The sequence below is a fragment of the Candidatus Eisenbacteria bacterium genome, assembly GCA_035712145.1.
Classification (GTDB): Bacteria; Eisenbacteria; RBG-16-71-46; order RBG-16-71-46; family RBG-16-71-46; genus DASTBI01.
This window is the reverse complement of record DASTBI010000209.1, coordinates 1-26,549: the sequence shown is the minus strand read 5'-3', so window position 1 is coordinate 26,549 and position 26,549 is coordinate 1. Positions and strand designations below refer to the sequence as shown.

General features: G+C 67.4%; 24 protein-coding genes. 17 read left to right on the top strand and 7 right to left on the bottom strand.

Translation table 11 applies throughout. From position 1 onward, the window contains the following. The 7 genes from VFQ05_15100 to VFQ05_15070 all read left to right on the top strand — a co-directional run. Window positions 1–882, top strand: an 882-nt coding sequence (locus VFQ05_15100) for a PQQ-dependent sugar dehydrogenase (protein ID HET9328092.1), incomplete at its 5' end; no start/stop codon positions are given. Window position 883: 1 nt separating this feature from the next. Continuing rightward, on the top strand, window positions 884–1,327 hold the full coding sequence (locus VFQ05_15095) for a transmembrane 220 family protein (protein HET9328091.1): 444 nt from the start codon (window positions 884–886) through the stop codon (window positions 1,325–1,327). 8 nt (window positions 1,328–1,335) lie between these two features. Continuing rightward, window positions 1,336–1,749, top strand: a complete 414-nt coding sequence (locus VFQ05_15090) for a hypothetical protein (GenBank protein ID HET9328090.1) — start codon at window positions 1,336–1,338, stop codon at window positions 1,747–1,749. A gap of 116 nt (window positions 1,750–1,865) precedes the next feature. Then, the gene (locus VFQ05_15085; GenBank protein ID HET9328089.1) at window positions 1,866–3,167 is read left to right on the top strand and encodes a TolC family protein; all 1,302 of its coding nucleotides are present in this window, start codon (window positions 1,866–1,868) and stop codon (window positions 3,165–3,167) included. Then, window positions 3,164–4,495 carry an efflux RND transporter periplasmic adaptor subunit gene (locus VFQ05_15080; GenBank protein ID HET9328088.1) on the top strand — a complete coding sequence of 444 codons (1,332 nt, stop codon included), beginning with the start codon at window positions 3,164–3,166 and terminating at the stop codon, window positions 4,493–4,495. Before VFQ05_15085 ends, VFQ05_15080 begins: the two co-directional genes overlap by 4 nt. Before the next feature lie 9 nt (window positions 4,496–4,504). Next, entirely contained in the window at window positions 4,505–7,933 is a 3,429-nt protein-coding gene (locus tag VFQ05_15075) for an efflux RND transporter permease subunit (protein ID HET9328087.1), read from the top strand. Next, window positions 7,933–8,292, top strand: a complete 360-nt coding sequence (locus VFQ05_15070) for a cupredoxin domain-containing protein (GenBank protein HET9328086.1) — start codon at window positions 7,933–7,935, stop codon at window positions 8,290–8,292. Before VFQ05_15075 ends, VFQ05_15070 begins: the two co-directional genes overlap by 1 nt. A gap of 27 nt (window positions 8,293–8,319) precedes the next feature. Here VFQ05_15070 and VFQ05_15065 read toward each other — a convergent pair whose 3' ends face one another. Then, entirely contained in the window at window positions 8,320–8,970 is a 651-nt protein-coding gene (locus tag VFQ05_15065; GenBank protein HET9328085.1) for an SPOR domain-containing protein, read from the bottom strand. A 159-nt stretch (window positions 8,971–9,129) separates the two neighbouring features. Between VFQ05_15065 and VFQ05_15060 the strand changes: the two genes are divergently transcribed. Further along, window positions 9,130–10,374: an MFS transporter gene (locus VFQ05_15060; GenBank protein ID HET9328084.1), complete on the top strand. Its 1,245-nt coding sequence runs from the start codon at window positions 9,130–9,132 to the stop codon at window positions 10,372–10,374. A gap of 22 nt (window positions 10,375–10,396) precedes the next feature. On the opposite strand, the gene dut is transcribed toward VFQ05_15060, so the two are convergent. After that, window positions 10,397–10,876, bottom strand: coding sequence for a dUTP diphosphatase (gene dut, locus VFQ05_15055; protein ID HET9328083.1), 480 nt, complete (start codon window positions 10,874–10,876; stop codon window positions 10,397–10,399). A gap of 101 nt (window positions 10,877–10,977) precedes the next feature. On the opposite strand from dut, the gene VFQ05_15050 reads away from it, so the two are divergent. Next, window positions 10,978–13,965: a protein kinase gene (locus VFQ05_15050; GenBank protein ID HET9328082.1), complete on the top strand. Its 2,988-nt coding sequence runs from the start codon at window positions 10,978–10,980 to the stop codon at window positions 13,963–13,965. Between the two features lies 1 nt (window position 13,966). On the opposite strand, the gene VFQ05_15045 is transcribed toward VFQ05_15050, so the two are convergent. Both VFQ05_15045 and VFQ05_15040 read right to left on the bottom strand, forming a co-directional pair. Further along, window positions 13,967–15,502, bottom strand: a complete 1,536-nt coding sequence (locus VFQ05_15045) for a FlgD immunoglobulin-like domain containing protein (protein ID HET9328081.1) — start codon at window positions 15,500–15,502, stop codon at window positions 13,967–13,969. A 249-nt stretch (window positions 15,503–15,751) separates the two neighbouring features. Then, complete coding sequence (locus VFQ05_15040) at window positions 15,752–16,462, bottom strand: helix-turn-helix domain-containing protein (GenBank protein ID HET9328080.1); 711 nt, start codon at window positions 16,460–16,462, stop codon at window positions 15,752–15,754. Window positions 16,463–16,589: 127 nt separating this feature from the next. On the opposite strand from VFQ05_15040, the gene VFQ05_15035 reads away from it, so the two are divergent. The 6 genes from VFQ05_15035 (at window position 16,590) to VFQ05_15010 (ending at window position 22,165) form a co-directional block, all read left to right on the top strand. Further along, window positions 16,590–17,819, top strand: a complete 1,230-nt coding sequence (locus VFQ05_15035) for a vanadium-dependent haloperoxidase (protein ID HET9328079.1) — start codon at window positions 16,590–16,592, stop codon at window positions 17,817–17,819. A 148-nt stretch (window positions 17,820–17,967) separates the two neighbouring features. After that, window positions 17,968–18,114, top strand: a complete 147-nt coding sequence (locus VFQ05_15030; protein ID HET9328078.1) for a hypothetical protein — start codon at window positions 17,968–17,970, stop codon at window positions 18,112–18,114. Between the two features lie 177 nt (window positions 18,115–18,291). Continuing rightward, a complete protein-coding gene (locus VFQ05_15025) occupies window positions 18,292–19,029 on the top strand; it encodes a hypothetical protein (protein ID HET9328077.1) in 738 nt (245 codons plus the stop codon). 175 nt (window positions 19,030–19,204) lie between these two features. After that, entirely contained in the window at window positions 19,205–19,969 is a 765-nt protein-coding gene (locus tag VFQ05_15020) for a DUF2092 domain-containing protein (GenBank protein ID HET9328076.1), read from the top strand. After that, complete coding sequence (locus VFQ05_15015) at window positions 19,966–21,018, top strand: DUF6515 family protein (GenBank protein ID HET9328075.1); 1,053 nt, start codon at window positions 19,966–19,968, stop codon at window positions 21,016–21,018. Before VFQ05_15020 ends, VFQ05_15015 begins: the two co-directional genes overlap by 4 nt. Before the next feature lie 118 nt (window positions 21,019–21,136). Continuing rightward, on the top strand, window positions 21,137–22,165 hold the full coding sequence (locus VFQ05_15010; protein ID HET9328074.1) for a hypothetical protein: 1,029 nt from the start codon (window positions 21,137–21,139) through the stop codon (window positions 22,163–22,165). Between the two features lie 79 nt (window positions 22,166–22,244). On the opposite strand, the gene VFQ05_15005 is transcribed toward VFQ05_15010, so the two are convergent. Further along, the gene (locus VFQ05_15005) at window positions 22,245–23,048 is read right to left on the bottom strand and encodes an ion transporter (protein ID HET9328073.1); all 804 of its coding nucleotides are present in this window, start codon (window positions 23,046–23,048) and stop codon (window positions 22,245–22,247) included. A gap of 98 nt (window positions 23,049–23,146) precedes the next feature. Between VFQ05_15005 and VFQ05_15000 the strand changes: the two genes are divergently transcribed. Both VFQ05_15000 and VFQ05_14995 read left to right on the top strand, forming a co-directional pair. Beyond that, the gene (locus tag VFQ05_15000) at window positions 23,147–23,965 is read left to right on the top strand and encodes a hypothetical protein (GenBank protein ID HET9328072.1); all 819 of its coding nucleotides are present in this window, start codon (window positions 23,147–23,149) and stop codon (window positions 23,963–23,965) included. Then, window positions 23,962–24,759: a CYTH domain-containing protein gene (locus tag VFQ05_14995; protein ID HET9328071.1), complete on the top strand. Its 798-nt coding sequence runs from the start codon at window positions 23,962–23,964 to the stop codon at window positions 24,757–24,759. The genes VFQ05_15000 and VFQ05_14995 overlap by 4 nt, the downstream gene beginning before the upstream one ends. A gap of 462 nt (window positions 24,760–25,221) precedes the next feature. On the opposite strand, the gene VFQ05_14990 is transcribed toward VFQ05_14995, so the two are convergent. Then, window positions 25,222–26,067, bottom strand: coding sequence for a hypothetical protein (locus VFQ05_14990; protein HET9328070.1), 846 nt, complete (start codon window positions 26,065–26,067; stop codon window positions 25,222–25,224). Window positions 26,068–26,081: 14 nt separating this feature from the next. Beyond that, a partial coding sequence (locus VFQ05_14985; GenBank protein ID HET9328069.1) for a YkgJ family cysteine cluster protein occupies window positions 26,082–26,549 on the bottom strand: 468 nt, incomplete at its 5' end.

Below are 26,549 nucleotides of genomic sequence, written 5' to 3'. Positions count from 1 at the left end.
GCCGGGATGGCCTTCGACCCGGGTTATGCGACCAATGGGCGCTTCTACCTCAGCTTCCTGGATCCGTCGGGAGATACGAAGCTGATCCGGTACACGGTCTCGAGCAATCGAGACGTCGCCAACCCATCGGGGCAAACCATTCTCAGCCTGACCCAGCCGGACGAGGACAATCACAAAGGCGGCATGATCGCCTTCGGGCCCGACGGCTACCTGTACATGAGCATCGGCGACGGTGGAGGTCAGGAAGACCCGCGCGACTACGGACAGAGCACGGGCGACCTGTTCGGCGCCGTGCTGCGGCTGGACGTGAGCGGGTCGGGTGATGGTTACGGCATTCCGTCGGACAACCCATTGTTTCCGCCTGCTCCGGGCTTGCGCGAGCTGTGGAGCATCGGGCTGCGGAATCCCTGGCGATTCAGCTTCGACCGATCGAATGGCGATCTCTACCTCACCGACGTCGGCCAGTACGCCCACGAGGAGATCAACGTCAATACCAACGCCAGCGGGCGCGGCAAGGGGGCGAACTACGGCTGGTCGATCACCGAGGGCAACGATTGCTTCAATCCCAGCTCGGGATGCAACCGGACCGGCCTCACGGCGCCCATCCTCGCCTACGACCATGTGGGCCCGGACTGCGCGGTGATCGGAGGCTACGTCTATCGCGGCGCGGACATCCCGAGCCTGCAGGGCACCTACTTCTACGGCGACCACTGCGCCGGTTGGATCAAGAGCTTCAAGCTGAGCGGAGGGTTCGCCACGCAGCTCACGGACTGGCCGAACCTCGATCCGAACGGGAACATCAGCAGCTTCGGCCAGGACTCGCGAGGCGAGCTCTACGTGATGACGATCGGCGGCAGTCTCTACAAGATCGTGGCTCAATGACATGAGGCGGGCCGCGTTCCTCCGTGGAATGCACTGGATCATGGCGGCGGCGTTCGCGCTGTCGGTCGTGGTTCAGTACAACGACCCCGATCCCTTGCCGTGGATGGCGATCTACGGCGCGGCGACCGTGGTTGCGTTCTGGGCGGCGCTGCGGCCCCGCAGCTACCCCTGGTGGGTGCCGGCGATCGTCGGAGCCGTGGCCACCGTGTGGGCCGCCCGGCTGGTGCGGCAGGTGACCGGCAGGGTCTGGATTCCCGAGCTTTTCGCCTCCTGGGAGATGAAGAACGCCCGCGTCGAGCTGGAGCGGGAGATCGGCGGCCTGCTCGTCGTGCTGGGTTGGATGACGATCACCGCGCTGGCCGCCTTCTTCCGCGACCGGCCTGTACCCATGGCCGACCCAGAGTTGACGCGCATGGGACACGGGCCCAGAATCCGCAGCCGATGATCCCGGGCATGAGCAGGAACGTCGGTCGCTGGATCCGTCGGATGGAGATCATCTCGGCGCTGGTCCTCTTTCTCGCGGGCACCCACCTGTGCGTGCTCAGCACGCTCACCGGACAGGCCATGGCGTGCACCGGCGTACCGGTGGCGCGCAAGAGCTGCCCGGATTGCCACCATGAGTCCGGCAAGACCGCGAGCAAAGCCGAAGCTCGTTCGCTATCGCCGTGCTGCGTGAAGCTGGCGCCTTCGTCCTCCATCCAGCTCGACCGGTCGGACACCGGCGCCACGTCGGTCGCCGTCTCCGTCGAGCCGCTCGAGATCATCGAGACTCGCCCGCTCGGCGCGAGGCTCATCGCCGACGAGCGACCTCCCACCGCATCCACCTCGCTCGATCCCTTCGGCGGCCGCGCCCCGCCGCTCTTCTAGCACTCCTCGAGATTGCGTCCGTTCGCGCCGGTCATCCGTGCCGGCCGGAACGACGCTCACCGCCTCGGCGTCGAGCCGTGGCCCACGCGCGATGAGATCGCGCGGGAGGATGCTGGATGAGACATCACCGACGAGCGGCTTCGGCCTTGTCACTGGCCTGGATCGCCGCGAGTGCTTTGCCGAGCGCCGCGCTCGATCTTCAGACCGCGCTCGCTCGCGCCGTCGCGGCGCACCCGACCATGGCCTCGCAGCGCGAGGCGGTCGAGGCCGCACGACAGGCCATTGGCCCGGCGGGCGCATGGCGCTCGCCCATGCTCGAGGCCGGCGTTCTGAACCTGCCGAGGGAAGGCGGATTCGACATGGATCCGATGACGATGAAGATGATCGGCGTGGCGCAGACCATCCCGCTCTTCGGATCGAACGGTCTGTCGCGCGGCTCCGCCCGCGAGACCTGGGCGGCCGAGGTCGCGCGTGCCGACGGCACTCGACTCCAGGTGATGGGAACGGCTTGGGAGCGCTATGCCGACCTTCTCTTCGAGCGCGAGCGTGCGCGTGAGGCCGAGTCGCATCAGGGCGTGATGCAGCGCATGGTCGAAGCCGCGCGCGCCCGATATGCGGCAGGCCGTGGCCGGCTCGATGAGATGCTGCGCGTCGAGGCCGAGCGTGCGCGCGTGCGCGCGGAGATGGCTCGGTTCCGCGCCGCGAGCTTCGCCGCACAGGCGCGGTTGTCGGAGGCGCTGGGCGGAGAGGTCGTCACGGACACCACCATGCTCGCGCCCGTGCCGGCGGTGACGGTGGGGGATCGTCCTGATCCGTGGCTCACCGGGGTCTCCGACGCGCATCCCGAGCTTCGCGAAGCGGCCGCGCGAGCGGACGCCAACCGGCTCGCGGCCCAGGCCGCGCGGCGCGCGCGATGGCCCGACGTCGAGCTGCGCGGCGAGTACGGGTTTCGCGAACGACTCGCCGACGGCACCGAGCAGGACGACATGATGAGCTTCACCGCCAGCGTGATGCTCCCGCTGTTCGCCGGTTCCAACGAAGGCGCCATGGCGGCCCGGATGGAGGCGATGGCACGGGAAGCCGAGGCCGAGCGCCGTGGCGCCGAGCTGACGCTGGACGCGGAAGTGCGCGCCGCATGGGCCGAAGCGGCGGCCGCGGAGCGCGAGGTGGCGCTGTTCGCCGACACGGTGCTGGTGGCGCAGCGCCGTGCGGTGGACGCCTCGTGGGCCTCGTACGGTTCCGGGGCGACGGAGTTGTGGCGGGTGCTCGAAGCCAGCCACGCCTACTACGAGGAAGCGCTGGACCTGGTGAACGCGCGGCACGAACTGGCGCGGGCCCAGGCGAAGTTGGTGATGCTCACCGGACGCGCCGACCGGCTGGGCGTGGCGGTGCCGGCGCCCGAGAGGAGTTCACGATGAGCGAGCACGAGCCTGCGGGCGGCGCGCACACGCCACCGCCCGGCACGCGGACGATGAACGTCGTGCGCTGGGCGTTGTTCGCTGGCCTGCTGGCGCTCGCGCTGGCCAGCACGGTGAGCTACGTGCTGTGGCGCCGCGGCGAGTCCGCCTCGCATCTCGCCGCCGCGCGTTATCACTGCCCGATGCATCCGACCTACACCTCCGATCGGCCCGGCGAGTGCCCGATCTGCGGCATGGACCTGGAGCCGATTCCCGCCGGATCCGAGGTTGCAGCACCACCCGACAGCCAGGGCGTGCCCGGCCTCACGGCGGTCACACTCGATCCGGAACGCGTGCAGATGATCGGCGTGCGTATGGCGCGCGCCCAACAGCGCGCCATCGGACAGCGGCTGGAGCTGGTGGGATTCGTGACGCCGGACGAAGGACTGTTGCGCCAAGTGCAGATCCGGGTCTCGGGCTGGGTCGCCGAGCTGCACGTGCGCCAGACGGGAGTGCGCGTGCGCGACGGGGAGCCCCTGCTCACGATCGACAGTCCCGAGCTGCTGCAGACCGAGCAGGAGTTCCTGATCGAGACCTCCGGCCACGTCGAAGGAAGTCGGGACACGAGTGGACACGGCCACGAGTCGGGCGGTCCCTCGGCGGCTCGCCGCCGTCTCTGGCAGCTGGGGGTTCCCGAGGCGGAAATCCAGAGGCTGCAGCGCGAGCGCCTGCCCCGGCAACGCCTGACCCTGGTTTCCCCGGTCATGGGCACGGTCCTCGAGCGCAACGTGACGCAGGGACAATACGTCGGTCCCGGCGCCACGCTGTTCACGGTCGCGAACCTGTCACGCGTGTGGGTGATGGCCGACCTCTACGAGATGGATCTGGGGCGGATCCGGATCGGCGACCCGGCCACCTTCACGTCCGAGGGCCTGCCTGGACGAACCTTCCGCTCTCGTGTCGAGTTCGTGTATCCCACCGTCTCCCCCGAGACCCGCACCGTCAAAGTGCGTCTCTTGCTTCCCAACGCCGAAGGCCTGCTGCGTCCCGGGATGTATGGACGGGTGGTGGTGAATGGGCGCGCGTCCCAGGCGGTCGCGGTGCCGGTCGAGAGCGTGGTGAGGACCGGCGACGAGACGTACGTCTTCATGGCGCGCGCGGGCGGACGCTTCGAGCCGCGGCGCGTGGTCACCGGAGCGCAGGACGGGGAGTGGACGCAGATCCTCTCCGGGATCGCGGCCGGCGATACCGTCGTGGCGAGCGCATCGTTCCTCATCGATTCCGAAAGCCGCCTCAAGGCCGCGATCGGCGGCCTCGGCGGCGCGGCGCAACCGGCGCCGAAGCATTAGAGGCGCGCCATGATCGGACGTCTGATCGAGCTGTGCGCGGCCCGGCGCGGTGTCGTGCTGCTGGTCGCGACGCTGGCGGCGCTCGGCGCCGGCGTGGCGATCCAGCGGGTGCCGCTCGATGCGATTCCCGACCTTTCGGATCCGCAGGTCGTCCTCTTCACCGAATGGATGGGGCGCAGCCCCGATCTGATCGAGGACCAGGTCACCTATCCGCTGGTCTCGGCGCTGCTCGCGGTGCCGGGTGTCGAAACGGTGCGCGGACAATCGATGTTCGGGATGAGCTTCATCTACGTGATCTTCCGCGAGGGCACGGATCTCTACTGGGGACGCAGCCGCGTGGTCGAAGCGCTCGACCGGATCAAGGGTCAGTTGCCTTCGGGGGTCGCGCCCACGCTCGGACCTGACGCCACGTCGATCGGCTGGGTCTTCCAGTACGCGCTGGTGGACCGCAGCGGGCGCCACGACCTCGCCGAGCTGCGCGCGTTCCAGGACTTCCATCTGCGTTATGCGCTCTCGAGCGTGCCCGGCGTGGCCGAGGTGGCCTCGGTGGGCGGCTACGAGCGCCAATACCAGGTCGAGGTGAATCCCTCGCGGCTGCACGCCTACGGCCTGTCGCTGAGCCAGGTGATCTCCGCCATCCGGCGCAGCAACTCGGATGTCGGCGGACGCGTGATCGAGATGGCGGGCCGCGAGTACTTCGTTCGCGGACGCGGATACGTGAAGAGCCTGGACGACCTGCGCGAGGTGGCGCTGGGCGTCGATCCCAGGACCGGGACTCCGGTGCGGGTCGCCGACGTGGCGACGGTGTCGTTCGGGCCCGAGATCCGCCGCGGCCTGTCCGAGCTCGACGGCGAAGGCGAGGCCGTGGGCGGCACGATCGTGATGCGCTATGGCGAGAACGCGCTGAGCGTGATCGAGCGGGTCAAACGCAAGCTCCACGATCTCGCTCCTTCGTTTCCGCCCGGCATCGAGCTCGAGGTGGTGTACGACCGCTCGAGCCTGATCCACCGCGCGATCGCCACGCTGCGGCAAACGCTGGTCGAAGAGATGGTGGTGGTGAGCCTGGTGATCCTCGTGTTCCTGATCCACGTCAGGAGCACTCTGGTTCCCGTGATCGCGCTGCCGTTGTCGGTGGCGCTGGCCTTCGTGCCGATGGCGCTGTTCGGGATCCACTCGAACATCATGAGCCTCGGCGGGATCGCGATCGCCATCGGAGCGATGGTCGACGCGACGATCGTCCTGGTGGAGAACGCGCACAAGCATCTCGAGACCGCGCCTCCCGGCGCCGACCGTCGCCGGATCGTGATCGAGGCGGCGGTGGAGGTCGGGCCACCGATCTTCTTCGCGCTGCTCGTCATCACGGTGGCCTTCCTGCCCATCTTCGCGCTCAATGGCCAGGCGGGCCGCCTGTTCAAGCCGCTGGCCTTCACCAAGACCTTCGCCATGGCCGCCGCGGCGCTGGTCTCGGTCACCGTCGCGCCGGCCTTGATGACCTGGTTCGTCCGCGGCCGCATCCGGTCCGAGCGCGAGCACCCGCTTTCGCGCGCGTTGATCCGGGTGTACCGCCCGTTCGCATGGGTGGCGCTCAAGAACCCGAAGACCACGATCGCGATCGGTCTGGCCGCGGTGCTGTCGGCGGTGCCGATGGCCATGCGGCTCGGCCACGAGTTCATGCCGCCGCTCAACGAAGGCGACATGCTCTACATGCCGACCACCTTCCCCAACGTGTCGATCGAAGAGGTCAAGCGCCAGCTCCAGGTGCAGGACCGAATCATCCGGGGATTCCCGGAAGTCGAGCGGGTATTCGGCAAGGCCGGCCGCTCCGAGACCGCGACCGATCCGGCGCCGCTGTCGATGGTCGAGACCGTGGTCAAGCTCAAGCCCGCCGATCAGTGGCGCCAGATCGACGTGCCGCGCTGGTACTCGGGGTGGGCGCCGGAGTGGCTCAAGCCGCCGCTGCGGGTGTTCTGGCCGGACCGGCGCCGCATGGGCTGGGAAGAGCTGACCCAGGAGCTCAACAAGGCGATCCACCTGCCGGGCTGGACCAATGCCTGGACGATGCCGATCAAGACGCGCGTCGACATGCTGGCGACCGGCATTCGCACGCCGATCGGCATCAAGATCCACGGAGCCAGCCTCGATACCATCGAGCGCATCGGCATGGATCTCGAGCGCATCGTGTCACGCGTTCGTGGCACGCGCAGCGTGTACTCGGACCGGAACACCGGCGGGTTCTACCTCGACATCGTTCCCGATCGCCTGGCGCTCGCGCGCTACGGGCTCACGGTGGGAGATGTGCAGGACGTGGTCGAAGCCGCGGTCGGTGGTCAGCCGATCGAGATGGCGGTCGAAGGACGAAATCGCTTCAGCATCAACGTCCGATACCCGAGCGAGATGCGCCAGGACCTGGAGCATCTTCGCCATCTCCTGATCCCGCTGCCCGGCGGGATGCGGGCCGCGTCCGGAGCAGGAGGAGCGACGATGTCGAACGCTCCGCCCCCCATGGCGGCCGCTTCGGCCGAGGACCGTGGCGGTGGCATGGGAGGCATGGAAGGCCCCGACATGCCGGAGGCCGAAGAGCGGGTCCCGCAGCCTGAAGCAGGCCGCGGGAACGCCGGGAGCCGGTGGCTCGAGACCGGAGGCGGTCACGTGCCGCTCGGCCAGGTGGCCCAGATTCGCGTGGTGGGCGGCCCGCCGATGATCCGTGACGAGGACGGCATGTTGACCGGATACGTCTACGTCGACATGGACGCGGCGCAGCGCGACATCGGCGGTTATGTCGACGAAGCGCGGCGCGCGACCGCGGCGTTGCGGCTGCCCTCCGGCTATTTCCTCGATTGGACCGGACAATACGAGCTGCTCGAGCAGGTGCGGTCGCGCATGCGCGTGGTGGTGCCGCTCACGCTCGCGCTCGTCCTGCTGCTGTTGTTCCTCAACTTCGGCAACCTCACCCAGTCGCTGATCGTCCTGGCTTCGGTGCCCTTCGCGCTGGTCGGCAGCATCTGGTTGCTGGCTCTGCTCGACTACCGGCTCTCGACCGCGGTGTGGGTGGGCCTGATCGCGCTGGTCGGCCTCGCCGCGCAGACCGGGATCGTGATGATGGTCTACTGCGACGGAGCGTTCCGGCGCTGGCAGCGGGAGGGAAGACTGCGAAGCTTCGACGACGTGGTCGAAGCCACGCTCGAGGGGGCGGTCCAGCGCCTGCGGCCCAAGCTGATGACGGTGGCGACCACGTTCATTGGGCTGTTGCCGCTCCTGTGGGCGCACGGCTCGGGCGCGGATGTCATGAAGCGGGTGGCCGCGCCGATGGTGGGTGGCTTGATCACTTCCACGTTTCTCACGCTGGAGATCATTCCCGTGATCTACGCTTACTGGCGATGGGGACAAGTGCGGCGACGGCTCGAGACCGTCGACCGTGATATCGAAAGGAGCTCGTGATGCATCGATGGATCTTCGCCCTCTCCCTGGCCGCGCTGGCTGCCTCCGGCTGCGGAAGCTCGCAACCGGCCCGCACCGCGGCTCAGCCTTCGCCGGCCGGGCCGATCGCGATCACCGTGACCGAGGAAGGCTTCGAGCCTGCCGAGGTCCGTGTGGCCGAGGGGGCGCCGGTGACGCTGGTGGTCACGCGCAAGACCGAGAAGACCTGTGCCACCGAGTTCGTGATGAAGAGCGAAGGGATCAATCAGCCGCTGCCGCTCAACCAGCCGGTCACGATCGCCTTCACGCCCAAGAAGAAAGGATCGTTCCGCTACGCGTGCGGCATGGACATGATTGCCGGCAAGGTGATCGTGGAATAGCGATCGCCTTGCCGGCGTGCGTGCGGGCTACTTGGGCAGCGCGGTGACGCGCGCCTCGCTGACGAGGCCCTTGCTGCTGAGGTCCCCGGCGGCCCTGTCGGCCGCGGCCCGGCCGTCGAACGATCCGAGGATGACGCGGAAGGCATTGCCGTTGTCCACGGAGATGACGCGTCCCGGAAGTGACGTGCTGGACGCCAGCTGATCCTTCACCTCGTTGGCGCGCGCCTCATCGATGAACTCGCCGACGATGAGGCCGTACTTCCGGGTCTCTGCAGGCGGCGGGGCAGCCGCGGTCGCGCCACCGGCGCTCGGGGCGGACGCGGGCGCCGCGGAGGGTCTGGGTGTGGGCTTCGGCAGCGCGGCGGTGCGGATGCTGTCGGCGCGCAGCGAGTCGCGCATGATCACGGCAAGGCTGTCGGCGGTTCGCGCGTTGCGCAGCGAGTCCGCGCGTGCGATCACGGCCAGGCGCTTCCTCTCCGCGTTCGACCGCATGATGCCCATGCCGACCAACACCACGGCCACGGCCAGCAAGCCGAGGATCACCGGCCCCATCCACGAGGGGGGCTGGTCGTGACTGGAGTCTCGACCCAGGCGGCCGGGCTGGTCGTAGAGCTTCTCGCGCAGCTTCGGCGACATGTAGGTGGGAGGCGGCTGGTCGGGCGGATCGGGCGTTTCCATGAATTCCTCGTCGAGTGTGATTCCCAGGAAAGCGGCTTGGCGTCCCGGTCAAAAAGCGGCGCGGAGATTACTCGACCGCGACCGGTTGGGCCAAGACCAATTGATCGGAGCCATGCGCCGGGTTTGAAGGGCCGAGTTCCCGGCGGATAGGCTGCGGCCGTGACCGCCGCGCCAAGAGCCTCCGCCCTGGTGGCGCTGCGCCATCGTGACTTCCGCCTCCTGTGGGGAAGCCAGCTGATCTCGATGGCCGGCTCGATGATGCAGTCGGCCGCGATCCTCTGGCACGTGTCCCTGCTGGTTCCGGAGTCGCACCGGGGTCTGGCGCTCGGGATGGTGGGGCTCGTGCGAGTGCTCCCGATCATCGGTCTCTCGGTGGTGGCCGGTGTGGTCGCCGACGCCATGGACCGGCGCCGCCTCATGCTCGTCACCCAGGCGGGGATGGCCCTGTCCGCGGCCTTGCTCGCGGCAGTCACGTACGCCTCTGTGACCAGCGTGTGGCCGGTCTATCTGCTCGCGGCCTGCAGCGCGGCCTTCGGCTCGTTCGACGGCCCGGCGAGGCAATCGCTGATCCCGAATCTCGTCCCGCGCGAGGATCTGCCGAACGCGATCGCGCTCAACACCATCATGTTCCAGACCGCATCGGTGCTCGGTCCCGCGGCCGGCGGTCTGGTCATCGCGACGCTCGGCGTGGCATGGGCGTATGCGCTCAACGCCGTGTCGTTCCTGTTCGTGATCGGCGCGCTGGTGATGATGCGCGGTCCGGAACGCCGCGAGCACGACAGAAGCCCGCGCATCAGCATGGCCGCGGCGCTCGAGGGTCTTCGCTTCGTGTTCGGCGCGCCGCTCATTCGCTCGACCATGCTGCTGGACTTCTTCGCCACCTTCTTCGCCTCGGCGACCGCGCTCTTGCCGATCTTCGCCCAGGACATCCTGAAGGTCGGGGCGCGCGGCTACGGGCTGCTGACGGCCGCGCCATCGGTGGGAGCGATGCTGACCAGCCTCGCCCTCGTGCCGCTGATGGACAAGATCGAGCGCCGCGGCGCCGTCATGCTCTGGTCGGTCGCCGGCTACGGATTGGCCACCGTGTTGTTCGGTTGGTCTCAGGACTTCTGGCTCACGTTTCTCTGCCTGGCGCTGACCGGGGCGACCGACACGGTCAGCATGGTGATCCGCAACGTCATCCGCCAGCTCAACACTCCGGATGCCATGCGGGGAAGGATGACCGGCGTGAACATGGCGTTCTTCATGGGCGGTCCGCAGCTCGGGGAGCTCGAGGCGGGGCTCGTCGCGCAGGGCTTCGGCGCGCGCGCTTCGGTGGTGAGCGGAGGGCTCGCCTGCCTGCTGGCGACCGCGTGGGTCGCCTGGCGAACGCCGCCCCTGCGGCGCTACCGGCGTGACCCGTAGCAGCAGCCCTGCGTTCAGCGGGTCAAGCCACTCCCGTGTGACCGAAGCCGCCCGCGCCCCGGGCGGTCTCGGAGAGCTCGTTCACTTCGTCCCACTCGACCACGGGCACCCGCGCCAGCACCAGCTGCGCGATGCGGTCTCCGCGCGCGACCGTGAACGGCGATGGCCCGTGGTTGATGAGCGCCACCAGGATCTCGCCGCGGTAGTCGGAGTCGATCGTGGCTGGAGCATTGGCCAGCGTGACGCCATGCCGCGCGGCGATCCCCGAGCGCGGGCGGATCTGCAGCTCGAAGCCGGCCGGGATCTCGACCACCAATCCGGTGGGAATGCGCGCAATGCCGCTCGACGCGATCTCGATCGGCTCGCCCAGCGCGGCCCTCACGTCGAGGCCCGCGGCGCCGGGTGACGCATAGCTGGGCAACGGAAGATCCGCCGCGTGTGAGAGACGCTGGACTCGGACGCGCACGCGGTCGGCGCTCGTGGGACGAACGTCGAATGTCATGACGCCACGCTAGCGCGACTTCGAACCGTTCGCAAAGCGGCGTGTCCGCGCGCCCACCGTGCTGCCTTGCGCGGCCGAGGGAACGCGCTCATCCTCGACATGTGCAGGAACTTCTCGCGCTCCTGAAGCAGGGCCTCGCCGACCGCTACCGAGTCCTCGACGAGATCGGACGCGGCGGAATGGCGACGGTCTACCTCGCCGAGGACCTGAAGCACGGGCGCCGTGTGGCCATCAAGGTCCTGAGTCCCGAAGTCGCGTCGGAGATCGGCGACGATCGCTTCCGGCGGGAGATCACCATCGCCGCCCGGCTGACGCACCCGCACATCCTGCCGCTGCACGACTCGGGCGTCGTGGAAGGCCGGCTCTACTACGTCATGCCCTTCGTTCAAGGGGAGACCTTGCGCGCCTTGATCGAGCGCGAGAAGCGTCTGCCGGTCGAGGACGCCGTGCGCCTTGCCCGCGAGATCGCCAGCGCCCTGGGATACGCCCATCGGCAAGGCCTCGTACACCGGGACATCAAGCCCGACAACATTCTGCTTGCCGACGGCATGGCGCTGGTCGCCGATTTCGGCATCGCGCGCGCCACCGGATCCGAGGCTGCCATGGGCCGCACCGCGCACGGAGCGATCCTCGGCACACCGTCGTACATGGCGCCGGAGCAGCTCGTCGCCGGCGCGGCCGTGGATGGCAGGACCGATCTCTACAGCCTCGGCTGCGTCACCTTCGAGATGCTGGCCGGCGCTCCACCTTTCACCGGAGCCACCGAGTCGCTCGCGCTGCAGCATCTCAGCACCGCGCCGCCATCACTCACCGACCTTCGTCCCGAGACGCCGGTGGAGCTGGCCGCCGTGGTCGCGCGCGCGCTCGCGAAAGCTCCAGCGGACCGTTATCCGACGGCGGCCGCGTTTGCCGAGGCGGTTTCGATGGCATCGCTCGTCGCGGGCGCCTCGGCGCCTCGGGTGTCCGAGGGCGCCACCCATCATCTTCCGCTCGAGCGCACGCGCTTCATCGGCCGCGAGCAGGACCTGGCGGAGTGCTCGCGCCTCCTCATGGAGCACCGCCTGCTCACCGTGACGGGAGTGGGCGGGGGAGGGAAGACGAGGCTCGCCATCAAGCTCGCCGAGCGTCAAGCGGCCCGTTTCCAGGACGGCGTGTGGTTCGCGGACCTCGCGCCGCTGGGAGAGAGTCGTCATGTCGTGGAGGCGGTGGCCCAGTCGCTCGGCGTCGCCGAGCAGGCGGGGAAGAGTCTCGAAGCGACGCTGGTCGAGCATCTCGGCGCCCGCTCGCTGCTCATCGTGCTCGACAACTGCGAGCACCTGCTCGAGGCCTGCGTCCGGCTCGCCGACGCGCTCCTCCGGCAGTGCCCGGGTGTGCGAATCCTCGCGACGAGCCGCGAGCCGCTGGCGACCTACGGCGAGCGCGTATTCGCCTTGCGCTCGATGAGCCTGCCCTCGGCCGGAGTCGCGCAGGACACCGTGGCCGACTCCGAGGCGGTCAGGCTCTTCGTCGATCGCGCGCGTCTCGCCGTGCCGGATTTCTCGCTCGCCACGGGCAACGTCGAGGCCCTGGTGGAGATCTGCCGGCGCCTCGACGGCATTCCGCTGGCCATCGAGCTGGCGGCGGCGCGCGTGAAGATTCTCTCCCTGGAGCAGATTCGGTCGCGGCTGGATGACCGCTTCCGGCTGCTCACGGGTGGCGCACGCGGCGCGCTGCCCCGGCATCAGACGCTCCGCGCCACGCTGCAGTGGAGCTACGACCAGCTCGGACCGGAAGAGCAGCGGCTCCTGCGCGCGCTCTCGGTGTTCGCGGGTGGATGGACGCTTGCCGCGGCCACCGCCGTCGCCGACGCCTCGGACGAGTTCGAGGTCCTGGAGCTGCTCGGGCGACTGGTGGACAAGTCGCTGGTCATCGTGGAGCGCGCGCCAGGAAGCGAGCCGCGCTCGATGCTGCTCGAGACCGTCCGCCAGTTCGTGAGCGCGCTCCTGGTCGAGGAGGGCGAAACCGATGCCGTTCGCCTGAGGCATCTGTCCTTCTTCGCCGGTCTGGTGGAGCGCGCCTATCCGGAGCGTCTCACCCGCGAGGAATCGTGGGGCCAGGTGCTCGAGCGGGAGCACGACAATCTGCGCGCGGCGCTCGAGCTGGCCCGCGAGCGGCAGCCCGGGCGCTATCTCGAGCTGGCCGGGGGCCTGGGCTGGTTCTGGCAGGCCCGATCCCACGCGATGGAGGGACGGGAGCATCTGGGCAAAGCGCTCGCGGCGACGCCGATCGATCCCGTCCGGGCGTCGCGGGCGAGGGCATCGCGTGAGCTGGCGAAGATCCTCACCTGGCAAGGCGAGGCTCGAGAGGCGCGACGACTCATGGAGGAAGCGCTCGAGTCCTGGCGAACGCTCGGTGACCGGCGCGAGATCGCTCTGGCGCTCGAAGGGATCGGCTGGGCCCAGCTCCTGGGCGCCGAGGACGAGGCGGCGCGGGCATCGTTCGAGGAGTGCCTGCGGCTGCAGATCGAGATCGGGGATCCGGTGATGATCAATCGCGCAAGGGTCGCCCTGACCCAGGTGCTGGTGGCGCTCCATCACCTCGAGTTCGCCGATGCGATGTCGCACGAGATCCTGGCTTATGCGCGCGCGAGCGCCGACCGTCGAAGCGAGCACTTCGGCTGGCACTACCTGGCCGACTGCGCGTTGATCGCCGGGCGCTGTGAGGAGAGTCTCGCCCTGTACGGCCAGAGCTTGAATCTCGCCGAGGCGATCGGCGATCGCCTCGAGACCGGCTTCGAGATCCAGGGGATCGCGATGTCCCTCGCCGGGCTGGGAGAGGCCGCGCTGGGAGTGCGGCTCGGAGCGGCGGTCCAGGCCGAGAACGCCCGTCTCGGGGTCGACCCGCACATGAGGTTCTGGGACGAGCTGCTCGAGCGCTACCTCGGAGCCGCACGCGCGGCGCTCGGCCCTCTGCGCGCCGCCCACGCCGAGGAAGACGGACGGGCGATGTCGTTCGAGCGCGCGATCGCCACCGCGCGAGAGGCATCACGCTCATCGGATCTCAGCGCGACGGTCGCGATCGATCCGAACCCCGGCAACAGGGCGGGTTAGGCTAATCGAGCAGCAGGAACCGGGTGGTTGCGCGCTCGGCGCCCGATTCGACGGTCGCGAAATAGACGCCGGACCGCGCCGGCTGGCCGCTCGTACCTCGGCCGTCCCACCGCGTCTCGTGCGATCCCGCGGCATGCTCGCCGTCCACCAGCTGGCGAACCAGCCTGCCGGCCGCGTCGTGGATCCGGAGCGTGACGCGCCCCGGGCGCGCGAGGGCGAAGCGGAGGGTCGCGGTGCCGCCGCGCACGGGATTCGGATAGGGCGACCGCATGGAGAGTGAGGTGGTCGCGCCGGAGCCCAGGGTCTCGTCCTCCACCGCGACCAGCGATTCGGAATAGCGGTGCAGCCGAAGCGTGGTCGATCCGGAGGACCCTTCCACCCAGGAGATGCTTCCGTCGGGACGCGCGCGGTAGGAGTCGTCCCGCGCTCCCCACTTCACCGCCGGGGAAACGATCTCCGGCCCGCTCCTCACGACGGCATTGGAGTCCACCGTGGCCACTCGGAAGCTGCCGTCGCTGAGCAGTCGCCAGCCGACCAGGAAGCGGTTCGATCCAACGCTGGTCCCGATCCGCGCGATCACCGGATCGCGCTCGTCGGCGCCGAGTGTGCTGGTGAGCCAGGTGAGATTCGGCGCGCCTCCCGGGCGGATCCGCACGATTCCGACGCCGCGCGCAGGATATCCCGGCCGATCGATGGCGTTCATCGCCACCAGCCACAGAGCGCCTCGCGCCGCGGCCATCTGCCCGAGCTGGACCGAGACCTTGCCGGCGCAGTCGGCGTCGGCCGCGAAGAGCGTCGTGCTCTTGTCGAAGAGGAGCGCCTTGCTCGGGTAGCAGTCGCTGGAGCCGACCGTGTGCAGCGTGCCGTTCTCCGGATGCGCGGCGATCACGCCCGACATCGAGTGGGAGAGCCCCCATCCCCAGCCGCCGCTCAGGATGGCTCCGGTGTCGCTGATCCGCTGATAGCGATCGCCTTCGTGTCCGGAGGAGGAGTGAACGCTGAGGTACGCGCCATACACGCCGTTGGCGTACGCAAGCCGGCTATCCCCGATGTTGAACTGCGCAGGGTTCGGCGTGTACTCGGTCGTCGTCACCGTCACGGTCCACGCCTGGGTTCCGTTCGCGTTGCGCTTGGACAGCCGCGTGAAATCGTCCTGGTAGCCCGCGCCGCCGCGGTTCCACAGCAGCACCGCGAACGTGCCGTTCGCGTGCGCCACCAGACCGCGCACCGGCTCGGCGGGGAAGTCGAACGTGGTCTGCACGGTCGTGCCGACGATGCTGACGTGGCCGTTCATGGCGGCATCGGTCCAGCCCACCATGGTGCGTCCGTCGGGCAGCGGCTCGTGGTAGAGCCGAGGTCCGAGCGTGTGCTGGTTCCACAGGTGGAACGACGACGCGGAAGGCTCGAGCGTCGCCGGCAGGGTCAGCGTCGTGGTGGTGATGCGCTCGCGAAGGAGTGCGTGCGCCGGGGTGGAAAGCGCGATCCCGATCGGGAACGAGGCGAGCAGGAGCCAACGAGCGCTGGCGGAAGCGGGCAATGGAGTCCCTTCCTGGTTGGACCGACGGGCGGAGTCATCTCTCTGATGCCGCGGCCCGCGATCGGTCGCCACTCACGAGGGCACGGGCGCCCCGCGTTGCACGGATCAGGCCGCCCTCGCGTACGAACCCTAAGCGGCGCGATGAGTTGGCCCGACGTCCCGGAGAGGTCAGATTCATCTCGCTCGATGGGTGACCCCCGCTCGAAATGCGGGTCGCCCCGGGCAATCCGCATCGAGGACATACCCCGGTCAGGTGGCCCTCGCTTCGCTGCCGTCTTTGCGGACAGCGGCGAAACGGCTGAGCAGGAACCAGGTCGGGAACGCTCGCACCAGATGCGGAGGCCCTTCCAGCTGGAGCTCGCCAGCTCGCGCGGCGTTTTCGAAGGTCAAAGCACCGAGCCAGATGCGCGCCAGCGATCCCGCGTGGGCCGTGATCACCAGGTCCACGTCGAGCATCGGATCCCTGTAGCAGACCTCCGAGCCCCGGCGATCGAGGATCAGCCAGCAGGTGCGGAGCGGCCGGCAGCGCGCCGGGAAGGCCCGGAACTCGAAGCGGGCAACGACCCGCTGCGGCGGCAATCGTCGCACGTCCACGCGGCGGCGCATGTTCCACATGAGTAGTCCGAGATCGAGGTTCTCGGGATCGAATTGCGTGGTGGCCCAGCGTTGTCCCCATGCGCCGAGCCCGTCCAGGACCTGACCGAACTCCTCGGCCGCCCGGGTGGGGACATACTCCCGCCCACGGCCTTCTGCGCGCGGCTGACTGGCGATGAGACCGGACTCCTCCAGAAAGCGCAGTCTTTGGACCAGCAGCGCCCGCGAGATGAGCGGCAGGCCCTGCCTTATCTCTCCGAATCGACGCGACCCGCTGAGCAGCTCGCGCAGGATCAAGGGGGTCCAACGCTCGGCGACGATCTCGCTGGCCACCGCGATCGGGCAGAACTGTCCGTAGCCTTTCATCGGTCGGACGCTAGGTCCTCCCGGACGGAGCTACAAGTTCATTCATTGAACTTGGCGCGAGCGCGGCGGTCTGCGAAGGTGCGCTCCGGTTCGAGGAGCTCGTCCCGCCGCCATGAAGGAGAAAGCCATGACCCTGCGCACAGGCCACCATCGTTCACGACTTGCCTGGCTGTTGCTCGCGTCTCTGGCCCCCGCACCCGGAGCGTTCGCCGACGCGGTCACCGACGCCAACACGCGCGCCGTGATGATCGTGTCGAAGGTGAAGAACACCCCCATGGCAGTTCGGGCGATGGCGCTTGCCCAGGTCTCGGTCTTCGACGCGGTGCAGTCCATCGGCGGCCGCTATGCGCCGCTCTACGCGGCTCCCGCCGCGGCGCCGAAGGCATCGATCGAGGCGGCTGTGGCCGCGGCCACCCGCACCGCGTTGCTCGCGTCGCTGCCGTCCGAGCAGGAAGCGATCGAGGCGGAGTACCGCGCCGCGCTGGCGAAGCTGCCCGATGGAGCGGAGAAGACCGATGGCATCGCGGCGGGTGAGAAGGCTGCAAAGGCGGTGCTGGCGGCGCGCGCCAACGACGGCGCCGAGGCGCCCAATACCTACCGTCCGCGCACCACCCCCGGGACGTACGTGCCCACGGCGCTGCCCCTGGTGCCACATTGGGGACGCCGCAAGCCCTGGCTCATGAAGAGCGGCGAGCAGTTCCGTCCCGGTCCGCCGCCCAAGCTCGACAGCGAGATCTGGAAGCGCGACCTCGCGGAGTCCGCCGCTCTCGGCGGCAGGAACAGCTCGCGGCGCACACCCGAGCAGACCGAGGTCGCGCGCTTCTGGGAGACCACGTCGCCGTCCGTCTATTGGCCAATCGCGCGCAGTGTGGCGAGCGCCAGCGGCGACGTCCGCGAGAGCTCGCGGCTGCTGGCCGAAGCCGCCGTCGCGATGGACGACGCGGCGATCGCGGTGTTCGATGCGAAGTACCACTACGAGTTCTGGCGCCCGATCACCGCCATCCGCAACGCGCCTGCGAACGTGCGTGACCCGCAGTGGGAGCCTCTGGTCGAGACGCCCATGCACCCGGAGTACCCGTGCGCTCATTGCATCGTGTCGAGCGCGCTCGGCACCGTGCTCGAATCCTCGATCGAGGCCGGCTCCTCACCGCGGCTCGAGACCACGAGCCCGACCGCGGGTGGAGCGACGAGAACGTGGACGAAGCCGGCGGACTTCATGCGCGAGGTCTCGGAGGCGCGGATCTACGCCGGCGTCCACTACCGCAACTCGACCGAGGTCGGCGCCGCCATGGGGCGGCGCATCGCAGAGCTGGCACGGGCGCGTTTCCCGAGAGAGACGGCCATGAAGGAGCGCTGAGGTCAAGAAATGGCGTGGCTCGGGGGCCGGCGGTGATGTGAAATATCGGTCAGGCGCGAATTGAGCCCTTGCTCCAGTCGCCTCATTCGATAGGATTCTCGCTCCTCTCAGCCTCTCAACGTCCCCCCTTGATCTCCTCGAGGATCCGATGATCGACTGGATCGCGCTGTTCTCCGCATTCGGCCTGGGTAGTCTGACCGTTCACTTCATCCAGCAATGGGCCGACGGCAGGCGGCGCGTGGAGGCCGAATCGGCCACCTATGAGCAGGGAAAGCGCGACCGCTCTCCTCGCTGATTCCCTCTCCAAAGCCTAGACCTCGGGGTTCATGCCGTACTTCGGCAGCCGCTGACGCGGCCTGACGACCTCTCGAGAGATCCGGTGCGTTGCGGGCTCGTTCAGGAAGGCCCTAGACTACGCCCTGCGTCGATGGCGTCCCCCTCGCGCAGCCTCTCTCGTCTCAAGGAGATTTGAATGTCCCGTTGTCGGTCAGCTTTCCTCGCCTCTCTCGTGGCGGCAGCCACATCGCTTCTCGCAGCATTCGCCCTGATCCTGGCCTCCGCAACCTTGGCGAAGGACGCCCTGGCGCAGACATCACCTGCGGACACCGCCACTTACAGCAGCTCGTACGCGGATGTCTGGACCCCAAGGTCTCGCACCGGCGAGATCAACTTCCACGGCGGCTTGTTCTCCCCGAACGCCACGAATGGCATCGGACCAACTCTAGGGCTGCGCATCGGCCTCGATCTCGGCCAGCACGTGCTGCTCGGCGTCATGGGAGACTGGACGTTCAAGGTGAAGAGTCTGCTGGAACCGGTCCCCGGAGCACTGCCGGGATTCGAGCCATCCATCGAGCTCGCCAGGGTGGACGCGCAGCTCATTCCCGCGATGCTCTTCCTCCAGGTCAAGCTCACGAACAAGTTCTTTCTGGTGCCCTATCTCGGCGTCGCGGGCGGTTACGAATGGCTCATCCTCAACGGCCACGACTACCGCACCGAAGAAGAGGCCCATGCGACCTACGAGAACTACGCATGGCAGAGCTTCGGCGGGGTGGGACTGAGGCTCTCGCAGGGTGTTCGCCTGGACAGCGAGGTGTTCTACAACGGCGCCATGCTCAAGCGGGACGTCGTCGACGCGAATGGCGTGACCTGGAGCGAGACGGTGGACGCGAATGGCGTGGGCCTGCGCGTCGGATTGAACGCGGTGTACTAGAGCGTCCGCAGCGGTCTGCCCTCTGAGATCTGGACGCGGATTCGTTCGCGACTCGAAGGCCGTGCTTGTGTGTGCTGAGGCTTCGCGTTAGCGTGCTCGAAGCCAGGGATGGTGGTAGGCCCTTCATCTCGATCTCGTCGAGATAGCGGTTCTCTCCCGTCAACCGTGAAGGCCCATGCGAACCATCATCCTTTCCGCAGTGCTGATCCTAGGCGCAGCCGCGCCCGCTCGACCCCAGACCAAGACCGATGATCCCAAGGCGCTGACCGTCCTTACCCGGATGGCCGACAACATCGGCGCTCTGCACTCATGCAGCTTCCAGCTCGACGTGTCGCACGATGAATGGGACGCCGAGACCGGCATGATGGTGAAGCTCCACAACTCGCACGAGGTGTTCCTGACCGGCCCGGACAAGATGCTGGTGAACACGACCGGCGACGCCGGTCATCGCGGGTTCTGGTACGACGGCAAGGAGGCGTATTCCTACTGGTACGGCGAGAACAACTATGGGCGGGTGTCGGCTCCACCGACGATCATCGAGATGATCAAGAGCATCCACGAGGCGTACGGCGTCGATTTCCCCGCCGCTGATCTTCTCTATCCCACGTTCGTGGACGACCTGATCGCTCAGAGCCAGCGGATCACGTTCCGCAAGCTAGTGCGGATCGGCGAGCAGGAGTGCTTCCACATCATGGCGAAGGGAACCGAGCAGGACATGGAGCTGTGGATCGCCAATGATGCCGCGACGCTGCCGGTGAAGTACCTGTTCCGCACCCGCGAGAAGGGTCAGGTGACCGAGTACCAGGGCGCTTTCTCGGATTGGAAGATGAATCCCGATCTGCCGACGACGCTGTTCCGCTTCACGCCGCCGCCGGGATCGCGGGAGGTGCGGCTCGTGGCCCGCAACGAGAAGAGGAGTCCCGGAGGGCCGAAGAAGTGAGACCGCGAAAGCAGGTCACTCGCCTGGTCGCGGTCGTCACGATCGGGGCTCAGCTCCTCCTGATCTCGGGGGACGCGTTCGCCCAGCGCATGCGCGGTGGAGGAGGCGGTGGGCGCTCCGGAGGAGGTGGGCGCAGCTCCGGCAGCGCGAACCGGTCATCCGCGAGCAGCAACAACCGTTCGCCCAGCGCCAGCAACCGACAGAGCACATCCCGTCCATCGTCCGGAGCGTCGATCAACGGGGGCAACCAGAGTCTGCCCAACCAAGGTGGCAGCCGGCCGGGCGGAGGCGGATCGGGGACGCAGGGCGGCCGCAACAGCAACGTCAGCACCAACGACCGCAATCGGAACAACGTCAACTCCGGCGGCAATCGCAACAACAACCGCGGGAACAACAATCGCGGACGCGGCGATACGAACATCAACATCAACGTCGACAACAGCCGGAACACTTACGTGCGCAACAGCAACGTCGCCTACGGACGCCCGCCCTATGCCTACGGCGGACACGCCTATTACTGCCACCACCCGTACTACTACCGCCCGTACGCGCCCATGTACTACGGACCGGCCTACAACCCATGGGGTGTCTTTGTCGCGGCCATGGCGGCGACCGCCATCCTCGTGTCGGTGACGGCTCCGCCGCCTGTCTCCACGACGACCACCACGACGACTCAGACCACCGTCACCGAGAGCCGCGACTACTACTACGATCAGGGCACGTGGTACCTGAAGGATGGGGATGGTTACGTGGCGGTGGCGGCGCCCGTCGGAGCCACCGTGAAGAGCATCCCGTCCGAAGCGGAGAAGCTGGTCGTCAACGGGACGACGACCTACTTCTATGGCGGCGGGTATTACGAGAAGGTCTCCGATGGGTACAAGGTGGTGCCCGCGACCGCCGGCGCGGTCGTTTCCAACCTGCCTGAGGGCGGGGAGGAGGTGAAGATCGGCGAACAGACCTACGTGAAGTTCGGTGAGACCTATTACCAGCCGATCCAGGCGGACGGGAAGAACATGTACGAGGTCGTGCAGGTGAAAGACGCCGGGTAGCCTGCCGCCTTCCAACCTTTCTTAGCTCCCGTCCGTCTCAAGGGTCGAGCTCCGAAGGGGCCAGCCGCGGAAGGCGAGGTTCTGCAGAGCCGAACGATTGAGCGTAGGAGGGGATTCCATGAGTCTTCGCTCGCCTGAATCCAGGGCCTACGCCAGGGCCTTCCTCTCGGGAATGGTGGTCCCGACGCTCCTCATCAGCTCGTTCCTCGCGTCCGCCCGGGCCACGTTCAGCCCCGCGCCAGCATCCCCGAGCGTGGATCGGCCGACCTCCACTGAAGGTGCTTCTCCCAAGCCTTCTGTCGCCAAACCGGTCGCCCAACCGGTCGCCAAAGCCGTCGCCAAACCGGTCGCCAAACCGGTCGCCCAACCGGTCGCCAAACCGGTCACCAAACCGGTCGCCAAACTGGTCGCCAAACTGGTGGTCAACCCGGTCGCCCAACCGGCCGCCCAACCAGTGCTCGCCACGGCCGCGATACTCAATTGTTCCGCTGGGGGAAGCTCCAATGGCGACTCCGACGACCGGGACTTCTTCTGGGCGCTGGTCGAGGGAGGTGAAGGGAAGCGTCACACCGTCGGCAACACGGACGAGCGGGCCCAGCGGATGATCACGCGCGCCCTGCGCCTTGGGGGTGGGAAGTTCCTGTACTTCCGGATGGACGATCGGGACTACATCGTGCGCGACGCCGAGACCATCTCCGCCGCGAGCAAGATCGTGGAGCCCATGGAAGCGCTGGGGCGAAAGATGGGCGAGCTGGGGGGGAGGCAAGGCGCACTCGGCGGACGGCAGGGCGCGCTGGGAGGAGAGCAGGGCAGGCTCGGCGCGCGCCAAGCGGAGCTCGCGGCGCAGCAGGTGAGCCTCGCCTTCAAGATCCGTTCCCGCGAACGTCGCGGCTTGTCGACGTCCCAGCTGGAGCGCGAGCAGAAGCGAGTCGACGAGGCGATGCGCGAGTGCTCGAGACGGCAGAGCGAGCTCGGGAGCCGGCAGTCGGAGCTGGGCGAAGAGCAGTCCATCCTTGGCGCCGAGCAAAGCCGCTATGGCGCGCAGATGAGTCGGCTCTCCGTAGAGATCGAGGAGAAGCTGCGCACCCTGTTGCGCCGGTCCATCGAATCGGGCGAAGCGATGGAGCCCACGGAAGACGACGCATAGGTGGTCGTGGGGGCAGCCGCGCACCCTCAGCGACACCGCCGTGCTCGTCGCCCCCATGACTCGGCCTCCGAGTCCGGGGTCACCCTTTCCGGCGCAGCGCGGCTTCCAGCTCGTTCAGCTCGGCCTTCAGGGACTCGATCCGCGCCAGCACGGTGTGGTGCGGGCTCGCTTCGTCCTGGGCATGGAGCTCCTCGCTGCGCACCCGATCGAGGTTGTTGATCACCACGGCAATGAACAGGTTGGTGACCACGAATACCGCCACCACGATGAAGCTCGTGAAGAAGATCCAGCCCAGCGGGTGACGGCTGCGATCGGCGACCTCGATCCAGCCTTCCAGGGTCAGCGTCTGGAACAAGGTCTCGAGCGCCAGTGGCAGCGAACCCCAGTACTCCGGCGCGACGCGATGGAAGAGGTGGAATCCCACGACGCCATAGACGTAGAGGAGCAGCGAGAGCAGGGCGATGACGTGTCCCATGGAGGGGATCGAGCGCAGCATGGTCCCGATGATCAGGCGCAGGTCGGGCCACACAGAGACGAGCCGTGACACCCGCAGCACCCGCGCGAGGCGCGCGATCGTGGCGAACGGGCCCGCCAGGGGAAGCAGGGAGAGCGCGACCACCACGAAATCGAAGAGGTTCCATCCGTCGCTGAAGAACACGTGCGCGCGTGGAAGGTAGGCGGCCAGTCGTATGGTGATCTCGATCATGAACAGGACCTGGATCACGACCGACGCGGCGGAGAACAGCGACGCGTGGCGGGACATCAGCTCCCGCGAGGTCTCGATTCCCAGCAGGACCGCGTTGGCCAGGATCAGCGCCATGACGAAGTTCTGGAAGCCGGGCGCTGCGACGATGCGGCGACACAAGGAGGCGAGTGGGCTCATCTCGGCGACCCTACACACCGGGGCCGAGTGGGTCCAGGAAGTGGGATGAAAGCCGATGGGTGCGTTAGATTGCCCTCTGCCATCGCCGAGGAGGACGCATGACCAGGACCGACTCCCAGGAACTTCGGATGCCGAGACCTCCGCACCCGGACGACTCCCTCCGGCGTGATGTGCTGCTTCACGATCTCGACAACTGGTCGGAGAGCTTCTGGAGGAATGAAGAATCAGGTGAGCGGCGCGTACAGTTCCTCATCACGTTGATCACAGCGACGATCGCCGGGCTCGCAGCCCTGTTCGGCTACGCGCTCGATGCAGCAAAGCCTGAGACGACGGACGCAGCCATGGCGGCGGTCGCTACGAAGGAGGCGATGGATGCAGCGACACAGGTCGTGCTGCGCATTGGTCTGCCCGCACTGGGAGGGCTTCTTTTGGTGGGGCTCGCGACCCTGTTGCGGATGGTCAATCGCGACAACGTCACCGATGACTACAAGGAGCGCGCCGACCAACTCCGCCGGCTGGTGCTGGGCGATCTGACAACCGCGTGGCTCTACCAGCCGCGCAACCTTTCGAAATTTCAGGGCATCACGAGACCGGCAGGCATTCGAGGCAGGCCAGGTCGTGATGACAACCGCCTGGCAAGGTCGTGGCTCAATGGTGGCCTCAGCATGACCGTGGCGCTATTGAATGCCCTGCTGGTCGGACTCCTGGTTGCGCTGTGGTACTGGAATTTGGGCCAGCGCCCCACTGGGGAATCCGCCTTTCTCGGATTCGCCGCGGCAATTGCCATGGTGCTGTTGGAGCTTTTCTTCATGGCGTGGCGATATTCGGTGACGAAGAGGCAGAGGGATGACGGCAAGCTCTGGCGTGGCGCCAACATCGGGCTGGTCCGGGATCCCTCGGAGCCGACGCCGGGATGACGACGCGCTCTCGGACCAGAAGACGCCAGACGCCCGTCGAGCGCGAAGCCGCGCTCATGGTCGTGTCGGCTTCGCCCGAACAAGTGATCCGCCGACTCGCCGCGTTACGGCATCTCGGCGCGTTCGAGCTGCGCGCGAAGGGCGTCGAGAGCATCCACGACACCTATCTCGACACACCCGATGGTCGCCTCGCGGCAAAGCGCATCGCACTCCGCACGCGCATGATCAAAGACGGCGGTTCGTTGATCACCCTGAAATCATCCGGGCACGAGAGTGGAGGCGTCAGCTCGCGCGAAGAGCTCGAACTGCCGCTCAACATGAAGAACGCCGGACGTGTGCTTCACGAGCTCTCACGCATGGTGAGTGCGGATCTCCCAACGCCGCGCGCATTCATCCAGGCCAAGTGGAGCTCGGCGTCCTCGCGGCTGGTATCCTCCCAGGTCCGCAAGACCCGGCGGATGATTCGCGAGGTCGTGCACCGGAAGAGGGTGATCGGTGAGATGGCGGTCGACCGGGTCATCTACGGGTTCGACGGCCTGCGGGTTAGCCTCGAGGAGGTCGAGGTCGAGGCCAAGCAGCGTGGTACGCGACGTGACGTCCGCGACTTCGTGCGCGAGCTGCAGCGTCAGTTTCCGGACGATCTCCTTCCCTGGCCTCATTCGAAGCTCGCGACCGGCAAAGCTCTCGAAGCGAGCGCTCGTGCCGGCCGGCTGCGGTCTCTGGTCACGAGTCGAAAACGACTCAAGCCCGCGGCGCTCCCGGCGCTCAAACGGCAGCTCCAGCGCGAGTCTTGAAGCCTCCGCTGCGCTCTAGTCCTTCTCCGGTTCGGCGGCTTCTTCTACATCTTGATCCTGGGCCGGTTCCGCGCTTACTCCTTCATCGAGCCCTTCTTCGGGCCTCGCTTCCGCCGCCCTTCTCTCACGGCGGGCCTGCTTTTCCGCCCGCTTCGCATTTGCCCGCGCGACCCGTTGCTGTTCCTTCTGACGCTTGAGAAACGAAGGAGCTCCTCTGCCAGGCATTGATGACCCCCTTCCCGGGGTGAATAGAAAGTTCGTTGGGTGAGGGGGTCGGCCAACCCCCATGCGGAACCAAGAGTTTGGAACCATCTGCCAAACGATGGGGCCAGCATACCCGCCGCAACTCCAATTCACGAACGCCGTGACGAACCTGGCCCCTCAGGGCCCGGCGCTTGGACCGTGGGCCGGCGGTCGGGTCCGGCGGCAGCAGCGGGATGGTGAGCACCGCGACCGGCTCGTTCACTCCTCAGCCGGCTCGTAGCGCTGCTGCACCTCGCACTTCAACTGCAGCACCGACGTCATCGCGGCGGCGAGCACGAGTCGCAGGCGCGGCTCCGCGCTCTTGTCCATCCAGACCGTGTTCTTGAAAAAGCCCGAAATGCCCGAGCTGAAGTACTCCACCGCGCAGAGAGAGTGTCCATCCTCGATGAACTCGTAGCCCATGGCGGGGGGGCGCAATCCCATCGTGAGCGGCGCAAAGAACGAGGGCTTCTTGTCGAGCTTCTTCGAGAACACCGGAACCAGGGCGATGCGTCTCTCCCCCTGAATCAGGACCGAGGTATGGCTGGCCAAATCTTCGCGGTCGTAGCTCCATTCGGAGACCTCGGTGTCGCCGATGAACAGGTTCCAGATCTCCGTCGTATCGCGACCGATGGTTATGGACCCAATGAAGCGATCGGTCTCCTCCGTCAGGCCCGTGCCACCGACGTGCACGCCTTTCCCAACCTTCAATCCCGGGTTGGATTGCGTGACGACTTGACGCACCGCGTCCACGAAGGCGGAATCCGTCTTGTTGCTCAAGACGAAGGAGAACTTCTCCTGGGAATGGCTCTCGGTCTTGGTCTTGAAGAGGTTCGTGTGCGTTCCTCCGGTGATCCATCCCGTCTTGCTGTCCACGACGGCATACTCACCAAAGGCCCAGCGATTCATGACTGTCCACTTGTCGTTTCGCTTGACGTTCCACTGGTGGGAGTTGGCGAGCAAGCTGTCGCTGATGAGGATGTGTTTCGGCTTTGCGGATGCGGGCGCCGCGGCCAACACGCCGGCGATGAGAAAGAACGCGAAACGCCGTTGCGAGGCACTCACGGCGGCCTCCAGAGTTAATCCCGACGCTTCCCGCTGCCGAGGAACTTGTTCCAGATCGTGCGCTCGAGGGTGGCCATCGCGGCCTCGAGGTCCGCGCGGTCTTTGATCGCCGCGGGAGTCTTGCCGCCTTCTCCGGCGAGCGTCTCCGCGCATCGCTCCTTGATGGGCAGGCCCTCGTCGCGATTTCCCAAACGGCCCAGCATGGCTCTCACTTGCGTGATCTGCTGCCGGGCGTCCGCGATCTGCTCCAAGGCTCGCTCGACCGTCACGGCTCCGCGCTGGGCGTTCTGTAGGAGATGGCACTGGAACACGCGACAACACTTCGGACGATGGGCGTAGATGCCGCAGCGTGTTCCACGCAGGGCCGCGCAGGGCTGCGACAGCAGGCCTGTGTTCCTCTCCTCGTTCTCGACGTCCAGCCCCATGATCTCCAGCCGGGCGAGCTCGGCCTGACCGACCAGCTCGACGTCGGCGAACAGCGT